Origin of the sequence: Thalassotalea sp. PLHSN55 (genome assembly GCF_052030545.1) — a bacterium.
In the GTDB taxonomy this organism is placed as follows: domain Bacteria; phylum Pseudomonadota; class Gammaproteobacteria; order Enterobacterales; family Alteromonadaceae; genus CANMXU01.
This window is the reverse complement of the sequence record NZ_JBPDIH010000011.1, coordinates 127,431-136,671: the sequence shown is the minus strand read 5'-3', so window position 1 is coordinate 136,671 and position 9,241 is coordinate 127,431. Positions and strand designations below refer to the sequence as shown.

Sequence of the window (9,241 nt, the reverse complement as noted above, 5' to 3'; positions counted from 1 at the left end):
GCTAGAAGCTAGAAGCTAGAAGCTAGAAGCTAGAAGCTAGAAGCTAGAAGCTAGAAGCTAGAAGCTAGAAGCTAGAATGAATAAGCGGCGGAGTTATGTAACCACATGACTTGTCGCTTATTTTGTATTTAATAGTGGTTATATAGTCATTAAAAGTAGTGTTTATGGACTCGAATAAAAATAACGTCAAGTGGTTTAGAAACGCCGCGCCTTATATTAATGCTCATCGGGGTAAAACCTTTGTCTTAATGTTTGGTGGTGAAGCGGTCAATCACGCGAATTTTGCCAATATTATTCATGATATTGCCTTACTGCGCAGCTTAGGCGTTAAGCTGGTATTAGTGCATGGCGCGCGCCCGCAAATTGAAGAACGCATGAAGTATCGCGGTGTTGCACAAGAGTTTGAAGATAATGTCAGAATTACCGACAGTGAAACTTTAGCGGCAGTAAAAGATGCCACAGGTTCAATGCGCATTCATATTGAAGCCTTGCTCACTATGGGGCTGATTAACTCGCCAATGCATGGCGCACAAATTCGGGTCAGCACCGGTAATTTTGTTGTTGCCAAACCTATGGGCGTGCGTAACGGGGTTGATTTTAAACACACAGGTTTAGTGCGTAAAATTGACGCTGTCGGCATCAATACCCAGCTAGATTTTGGCTCAATTGTGCTGCTCTCGCCGGTCGGTTATTCATCAACTGGCGAAGTCTTTAACTTGTCATTGGAAGATGTTGCCACACAAACGGCGATAGCCTTAAAGGCAGATAAACTGATCACCTTTACCGACCAAGATGGTTTATTAGATGCCAAAGGTAAATTAATAAAAAGTTGCAGCGCAAGCACGGTTAGCAAGCTAATTAGCCAAACCGATGAGCACGAAAAGCAATTATTAATGCGAGCGATTTTGCAAACCAATCAACAAGGTGTTGAGCGTTGTCATTGCATTAGCTATGAAAATGATAGCACGTTATTGCAAGAGCTGTTCACGCGTGACGGCTCAGGTACACTGATCGCAAAAGATCATCGTGAGCAAATTAGCACGGCATCGATTGATGATGTTGGCGGAATTTTAGAGCTAATTGCTCCGCTTGAAGAAGAAGGCACATTAGTTAAGCGTTCACGTGAGCTTTTGGAAACGGAAATTGAACAATTTACCGTGATCAAAAAAGAAGATGTTATTATTGCTTGTGCAGCGTTATATCCGTATCCAGACCACAATACGGGTGAAGTTGCTTGTGTGGTTATTCACCCTGATTATCGAGGCGGACAACGCGGTGTGCGGTTAATTGAAGCAGTAGAAGCAGAGGCTAAAAAACAAGGCTTAGATTCCATTTTCATTTTAACCACAGTAAGCTCTCATTGGTTTTTAGAGCAAGGCTTTACCGAGCAATCTGTAGAAGATTTACCTGAAGGCAAGCAGCAAATGTATAACCTGCAACGTAAATCGAAAGTATTTAGTAAAAATATTTAAGAAAGTATGCAAACAAAAAGCATTAAAAAAGGGACAATAGCCAAGCTATTGTCCCTTTCTTTATTGTTAGTCGTTAAAACTAGAAAATATCTTCTTCAACAACAGGCTCATTACTGCCCTCTAAAATTTCGTGGCTGTTATCTTGGGTGACATAATCAATCGGCTCGGTGCCAACGTCAAAGTATTCAAATAAACTGCTACTGTCGGTTTTGGTGGTTAGTTTACCTGTGGCTTTATCAATACGCACATTCACCACATCTTGTGGTTGTTCAAACCCTTCAAATGGATAGTCTTGTAATGCTGTTTCCATAAAACGTATCCAAGCCGGTTGCGCTGATTTTGCGCCTGCTTCTGCGCCAGTCACTTGGTTTTTATCTAAATTGGCGTTGTAAATAGTGCGGCCAAGGTTTTTACTATGGTCATCAAAACCTATCCATGATGTTGCCACTAAACGGCGACTAAACCCAGAAAACCATGCGTCTTTACCTTCGTTAGTGGTACCGGTTTTGCCAGCAATATCGCGACGGTCAAGAGATCGCGCACGAAAGCCAGTGCCTTGCCAATAAGGTTTATTACGCCAGTCGGCTCCCCAAATAGCAGAGTTTAAAGCCTCAGTAATTAAAAAAGCATTTTGTGGTGAAATTACGCGCTCGGCTTGTTGGTACACTATTTTTTCACTATCTGCTTCAGGTTGCTTTAGGTTGTCATCATTTAATTGTGCTGTTTGATTATCAAGGCTATCAGCTAAGCTCTCGCCATTAAGTTCTTCTATGCAGGTGTCACAAGCGATTTTGGGATTTGCTTGATAAATTACGTTGCCAAACGAGTCTTCAATACGTTCTATTAAGTAAGGCTCAACTAGATAACCACCGTTGGCAAAGGCGGCAAAACCTGTGGCAACTTCTAATGGCGTAAGTGATGCAGAGCCTAGGGCTAAAGATTCATTACGCGGTAATTCGTCAGGCATAAAACCAAAACCCGATAGATGGTCGATAATTTTGTTTAAGCCGACTTCGCGCAGCAATCTTACCGCGACGACATTTTTAGATTGTGCCAACGCTAACCTTACGCGCAAAGGACCACTGTATACTGGTGGTGAGTTTTTGGGGCGCCAAACAACACCTGAGCTTCTATCCCATTGGTTAATGGGCGCGTCATTAACGAGCGAAGCTAAGGTCATGCCATTATCAAGCGCAGCGGAATAGATAAAAGGTTTGATGTTAGAGCCCACTTGACGCTTTGCTTGCGTGACTCGGTTAAACTGGCTTTGTTTGAAGCTAAAGCCACCCACTGCCGCTTTTATGGCACCATTATCTGGCGATAATGACACCAATGCTGAACTTGCTTCAGGGAGCTGACTTAAGACAAAGTTTTGCTCACCTTGGTCAATAACATAAATCACATCGCCGTAGGTGAGTATTTCACTTGCTGATTTAGGGGCAACGTCTTGTTTTTCATTATTAATGAAAGCTCTTGCCCAAGACATGCCTTGCCAAGCAATGTCAGCACTATGGTTATCAACAAAAGATATAGTTGCTGACTGCTCTTGAACATCTGTGACAACTGCGGGTATTAACTGTTGGTAAGTGGCAACATTGGTTAATGTCTTGGTAATTTCTTCATCGGTCAATGGCTCAACTTGGTCGAGAGTTTTAGGCTGCTCGCTGTCCTTAGCTAGCTCTGGTCTTAACGAGAAAAGAGCACCACGATAGCCGTGGCGTTGATCATAATTTAGCAGGTTTTCAACAACCGCTTGTTGCGCTGCGCGTTGAAGCGAAGAGGGTACTGTGGTGAAAACTTTATAACCGCCAGTATAAGCTTGTTCTTTTCCGTAGCGGTCGACCATTTCTTGGTGCGCCATTTCCGCAATATACGGTGCACTTAATTCTATTTCTACTCCGTGCTTTTTAGCGGTGATCGGTGCGTTTATTGCTTCTTGATATTCTTGCATACTAATGTAATCACTCACTAACATGCGGTGTAATACCACAGCACGTCGGTCTTTTGCGCGATCAGGGCGGCTAATCGGATTCATCGTTGAGGGCGCTTTTGGTAACCCTGCTAATACGGCAATTTGTGCAAGTGTTAAGTCGTTAATATCTTTGCCGTAATAGACTTGTGCAGCTGCACCAAAACCAAAGGCGCGGTGGCCTAATTCAATTTTATTTAAGTAAAGCGTTAGAATTTCATCTTTGGTTAACAGGCGTTCAATATGAAAAGCGGTGAATATTTCTCGAATTTTACGTATATAAGTTTGTTCACGCGTTAAGAAGAAGTTTCGTGCAACCTGCATGGTAATGGTACTAGCACCACCTTTGTTTTGACCGATAATTTGTCCAAAAATTGCGCGAGACATACCGATTGGATCCACGCCAAAATGCAAATAGAAACGATCGTCCTCTGTCGCCAAAATTGCATCAATAAGTTGTTGAGGCATTTGATCTAATGTCAGCGGAATGCGCTTTTTTTCACCAAATTGTGATATTAACGCACCATCTGTGCTATATATTTGCATAGGTGTTTGCCATTTAAGGTCTTTTAAAGACTCGACACTTGGCAATTCATCCTTCATGCTGATATATAAGGCGACTGTTGCCGCAACAGCTAATAAGAATAATACAGTTAAAATTTTAGCGATTCGTTTGAGTGAAAACAAAATAAAAACTCATTAAAATAAAAAAACTCAATAATAGTACTAGTATATCGCGTAAAAGCATGTAATAAATGTAAATATATCTATATTATGTCTAATATTACTATAACAATATGATCTAGTAGGTAGTTATGCTGAGCAATCTATGGAAAAAGAAAGCATCGATGATAGTAGGGATAGATATCGGCTCCCACTCTATTAAAGCTGTTTTGTTAAACCAGGGGAATGATGGCTATATCTTAGAAGCCTATGTGGTTGAACCAATGCCACGCGGCGCTGTGATTGATCGTGAAATTCAAGATATTGAAGCGGTTGGTAACATTGTCGCTAAAGTAAGAAAACAAATTGCTTCATCTGTTTCACATGCTGCAGCGGCAGTTTCCGGTCAAACGGTTATCACGAAAGTGATTTACATGGACATTGCTCTTAATGAAGATGAGCTTGCTAGCCAGATCGAAATTGAAGCCGATAGTTTAATTCCCTATCCACTAGATGAAGTAAGCCTAGATTTTGAAACCTTAGATGTTAATGAATCAGATCCGAGTAAAATCAATGTCCTTTTAAGCGCAGCACGAACCGAGTCTGTTGAGGCCCGCGTATCGGCATTAGAAGCGGGTGGCTTTGAAGCTAAAGTCATTGATGTTGAATCTTATGCCATCAGCCGGGCACACGATATTTGCCTGTCTTTATTGCCAGAAGATGCTAACGAAAAAGTCGTTGCCATTGCGGATGTTGGCGCCACGATGACATTATTCTCGGTCACCGAAGCGGGCAATCACATTTATAGTCGCGATCAGCTTTTTGGTGGCGAACAATACACACGTTCGATTGTATCTTATTACAACAAAACCTTTGAAGAAGCCGAAGCCGCGAAAGTTAGCCAAGATCTTCCGCCTAATTACACCTTCGAGGTTTTGGCGCCATTTCATACCATATTAGTTCAACAAATTCGCCGCGCTATACAAATGTTTCTCACTGCCAGTGGTAAAGAAAAGGTCGATTACCTAATTATTTCAGGCGGAACTGGTTTAGTTGAAGGTATTCAGGAATTACTTGCAGAAGAGTTAGGTATTCATACGATTATCGCTAACCCATTTAGCAATATGACTGTTTCTGAAAAAATAGACCAAGAAAAATTAGAAAAAGTAGCGCCGCAACTTATGGTTGCTACTGGCTTAGCGCTTAGGAGTTTTTCGCAATGGCATATATAAACCTACTTCCATGGCGTGAAGAAGCGCAAAAAGCCAAGCAACAGCAGTTTTTCACCTTACTTGCGGCGGTTTGTATCGTCGCTTTTGCTATTGTTTTTATTGTTGGGCAGGTTTATCAAGCGAGAATTGACGGTCAGCTCAAACGTAATCAGTTTTTGAAAAATGAAATTCAAATTCTTGATATTAAGATTAGTGAAATACGGTCGTTAAACGATAAAAAAAGTGCGCTTAAAAAACGTATCGGTGTAGTAGAGCAATTACAACGTAGTCGTAATGTAGGTACACAAGTTCTTGATGAAATAGCGAAAGTTGTGCCAAATGGCGTATACTTAGTTAGCATCGAAAAAGATGAGAACAGTATTCAGATTATTGGTAAGAGTGAATCGAACAATCATTTGGCAAATATGATCCGTGAAATCGAGCGTTCAAATTTATTTGCTGATGCAATTTTAGAGTCAATTACCAGTAACGATGCTAAAAGCAAATTGTTAAGTGATTTCAATATGCGTATACGTATCCGTGGTTTAGTCGAAGACTATGACGCCGCTGTTGAAGCTACAAGCACAGGAGGTTAGACATGAATCTTGATTTATCTAATTTATCCGAACAATTTAGCGATTTAGATCTTGAAAACATTGCGCAATGGCCACCAGCTGCAAAATTTGTTGCCGGATTATTTTTGGCTGTGGTTGTTTCTGCGGTTGGTTATGCACTAATCATTAGTGAAAAAATTGAACAATTAGATCGTGTTAAAGCAGACGAAATTACCCTAAAAGAGCAGTACAAAACTAAATATCATATTTCTGCCAATTTAGATTTATTTAAAGCGCAAATGAAAGAAGCGGAATCTATGTTTGCCAATCAATTAAAAAGTTTGCCAGATAGCCATGAAACACCTGGTTTGTTAGATGATATTACCTTTGTTGGCACAACCAGTGATTTAAACTTTGTAAAATTGAACTGGCAGCCAGAAATCACACGTGAAATTTATGTTGAGCTGCCAATCGATATTGAAGTGATTGGTAGTTATCATGATTTCGGGCACTTTGTTAGTAAAATTGCAGGGCTACCACGCATAGTAACCTTACATAATTTTAAGATTGCGCGAGATACACAAGGTCAAGGGGAACTAAGTTTAAAGCTACAGGCTAAAACTTATCGATATAAGGAGTCTGAGACAGAATGAAAAAGTTAATGTTATTACCTTGTATTTTGTTAGCAGGCTGTTTTGACGATACCAGTGATATAAAAACACATATGGTGCAAGTACAAGAAAATACTAAGGCTTATATTGAACCTATGCCTGAAATTGAACAATTTAGGCATGTAGAATATGCTGCGGAAGAGTTAAGGAGCCCATTTAATGCGCCTAAACCCGAAGCAATTCAAGAAAAAATTCAACAAATGTCAGGTTGTTTAAGTCCTGATCCTCGTCGCAGAAAGCAGCCATTGGAAAAATATGCTTTAAGCGATTTATCTATGCGAGGCACGTTAGGGGAACTTGGTATAACTTGGGCGCTGGTTGAAGCGTCAGATGCAACTTTACATCGCGTTGCGGTAGGTGGATATGTAGGCATGTACAACGGAAGAATAACAGACGTAAGTCAAAATAGTGTCAAGGTCATCGAATTGATTCCCGATGGTGCTGGTTGTTGGGTAGAGCGCGAAACTGTCGTGAATATGGTAAAAGCGGATTCAGAGGGGCAAAGGAAGTAATGTTGCTAAATAATAAAATGAAAAAAATTAATACTACTATCCGTACTGCCGGAATAAAACTGCTATATACGGCACTTTTATGCGTATGTTCTTCAACAGCTTTTTCAGCGACCCTAACGGGTGTTGAATATAATACTTTGCAAAATCAAGAGATTGAACTGGTTTTTTCATTATCTGAAACTATTAGTGTTCAACCGCAAGTAAAAACCTCAATGAATCCAGCAAGAATTGATATCACCTTCGACGCGGACGATTTTGATTTGCAATTATTATCAACCACTGTAGAGCATGCAGGCGTTGAAAATATTACCGTGCAAAAGCTTGCCGGTTTAGTTGTTGCCTCGATCAACCTTGAGAAATTAGCGATTTTTGATGTTAAACAAACTGACAACCAATTTGCAGTAACGTTAAATAAAAATAGTTCAAATACACCAATCGCTAAACTTACGCCAGTGGGCGGCGACTTTATTAATAATATTGACTCAATTGACTTTCGTCGCGGCCAAGAAAATGAAGCGCAGGTATTAGTGTACCTAGCTGACAGCATGGTGGCTGTTGATGTTAGTGATAAACTTGGCAAGCTTTATATCGAATTTCACAATACTGAAATTGTTGAAGATTTGCTTTATAAGCTTGATGTTACTGACTTTGGCACCTTAGTGACCGGTATTGAAACCTTTAAAGATGGTCGAAATGCACGTTTAGTGGTTGATATTGATGGCGAGTTTACTTTTTCACATAATCAAGCGAACAATATTTTTTCGCTAACGGTTGTTGAAAAAGTCAAGGTACCTGGCTATTTAGGTGAGGCTGATGACTTTTCAGGTCGTGCCATTTCATTAAACTTCCAAGACATTCCTGTACGTACGGTGTTACAAATTATTGCTGACTATAATGGTTTTAACCTAGTTACCAGTGATACGGTAGCAGGCAACATTACCTTAAGATTAGACGGTGTTCCTTGGGATCAAGCGCTCGATATTATCTTAAAAGTTAAAGGTTTAGATAAACGCATGGAAGGCAATATTTTAATGGTTGCCCCAAGTGATGAATTAGCCGCGCGTGAAGCAAGAGATCTGCAAGCTAAGCAACAAGTTGAAGAGCTTGCACCGCTATATTCAGAATATGTGCAAGTGAACTATGCAAAAGCCTCTGAATTTGCCAACTTGATCAAAAATGAAGATACCAGCATTTTATCTGAGCGCGGTAGCGTAAGTGTTGATGAGCGTACTAATACATTATTGATACGCGATACTGCCAATAGCATTGAAGATATCAAACGCATGGTGAATATTTTAGACATCCCTGTGCGCCAAGTTGTTATCGAATCTCGTATGGTGACAGTAAAAGACAATATTAACGAAGAGTTGGGTATTCGTTGGGGCGTAACGAATACCGATGGTGAATACACCAGTTCAGGCTCAATTGCAGGTAACGACTCAGCAACGGCCGGTAATTTACCAAGTATTAATGACCGAATGAATGTCAATTTACCTGTCGCAAACCCTGCAGGTAGTATAGCATTTCAAGTGGCGAGACTCGCTGATGGTACCATTTTAGATTTAGAACTATCGGCAATGGAAAAAGAGAATAAAGGCGAAATTATTGCCAGTCCTCGTATTACCACTGCCAATCAAAAAGAAGCGTATATTGAACAAGGTGTGGAAATTCCTTATCAAGAAGCGGCTTCAAGTGGCGCTACGGCAACACAATTTAAGAAAGCGGTATTGAGCTTAACCGTAACGCCACATATTACGCCGGATGATCGCATTATTTTAGACTTAGTGGTTACCCAAGATACCGTATCTGATGTGCAAAATGGTCAGGCGCCTGCCATTGATACACAGCGAATTGGCACACAAGTATTAGTAAACAATGGTGAAACTATCGTCCTCGGTGGTATTTATCAGCAGTCAATTATTAGCACTGTATCGAAAGTACCAGTGTTAGGAGATATTCCATATTTTGGCTGGATGTTCAGAAATAGTAACAACTTTAACGAAAAGAAAGAGCTGTTAATATTTGTTACACCACGTATCGTTACTGAGCATTTTTAATTATTTTGCAAGTAAGTGGGGTATTTTCTCACCACTTACTTGCAATCTACACCGAACAATTGCGATAATTACGCCCTTAAAATTTTCGAGGGCTCCCCTCATACCTGTAACCGTAATTAATTTTTAATGAGA

The 9,241-nt window shown here is 40.4% G+C and carries 7 protein-coding genes; 6 read left to right on the top strand and 1 reads right to left on the bottom strand.

Annotated features, from left to right (window positions below; genetic code table 11):
• The first annotated feature begins 164 nt into the window (after positions 1–164).
• Entirely contained in the window at positions 165–1,472 is a 1,308-nt protein-coding gene (gene argA, locus ACRRSQ_RS18320; RefSeq protein ID WP_440877232.1) for an amino-acid N-acetyltransferase, read from the top strand.
• Positions 1,473–1,551: 79 nt separating this feature from the next.
• On the opposite strand, the gene ACRRSQ_RS18315 is transcribed toward argA, so the two are convergent.
• Positions 1,552–4,128 (bottom strand): penicillin-binding protein 1A, encoded by a 2,577-nt coding sequence (locus tag ACRRSQ_RS18315; RefSeq protein ID WP_440877231.1) that lies wholly within the window; start codon positions 4,126–4,128, stop codon positions 1,552–1,554.
• A 128-nt stretch (positions 4,129–4,256) separates the two neighbouring features.
• On the opposite strand from ACRRSQ_RS18315, the gene ACRRSQ_RS18310 reads away from it, so the two are divergent.
• Genes ACRRSQ_RS18310 through ACRRSQ_RS18290 form a run of 5 tightly spaced genes read left to right on the top strand, consistent with a single transcriptional unit; the run spans position 4,257 to position 9,109 of the window.
• Entirely contained in the window at positions 4,257–5,336 is a 1,080-nt protein-coding gene (locus tag ACRRSQ_RS18310; RefSeq protein WP_440877230.1) for a pilus assembly protein PilM, read from the top strand.
• Positions 5,324–5,911 (top strand): PilN domain-containing protein, encoded by a 588-nt coding sequence (locus tag ACRRSQ_RS18305; protein WP_440877229.1) that lies wholly within the window; start codon positions 5,324–5,326, stop codon positions 5,909–5,911. The genes ACRRSQ_RS18310 and ACRRSQ_RS18305 overlap by 13 nt, the downstream gene beginning before the upstream one ends.
• A 2-nt stretch (positions 5,912–5,913) precedes the next feature.
• A complete protein-coding gene (locus ACRRSQ_RS18300; RefSeq protein WP_440877228.1) occupies positions 5,914–6,522 on the top strand; it encodes a type 4a pilus biogenesis protein PilO in 609 nt (202 codons plus the stop codon).
• Positions 6,519–7,052 carry a pilus assembly protein PilP gene (locus ACRRSQ_RS18295; RefSeq protein WP_440877227.1) on the top strand — a complete coding sequence of 178 codons (534 nt, stop codon included), beginning with the start codon at positions 6,519–6,521 and terminating at the stop codon, positions 7,050–7,052. Before ACRRSQ_RS18300 ends, ACRRSQ_RS18295 begins: the two co-directional genes overlap by 4 nt.
• Complete coding sequence (locus ACRRSQ_RS18290) at positions 7,052–9,109, top strand: type IV pilus secretin PilQ (protein WP_440877226.1); 2,058 nt, start codon at positions 7,052–7,054, stop codon at positions 9,107–9,109. The genes ACRRSQ_RS18295 and ACRRSQ_RS18290 overlap by 1 nt, the downstream gene beginning before the upstream one ends.
• Positions 9,110–9,241: the final 132 nt, after the last annotated feature.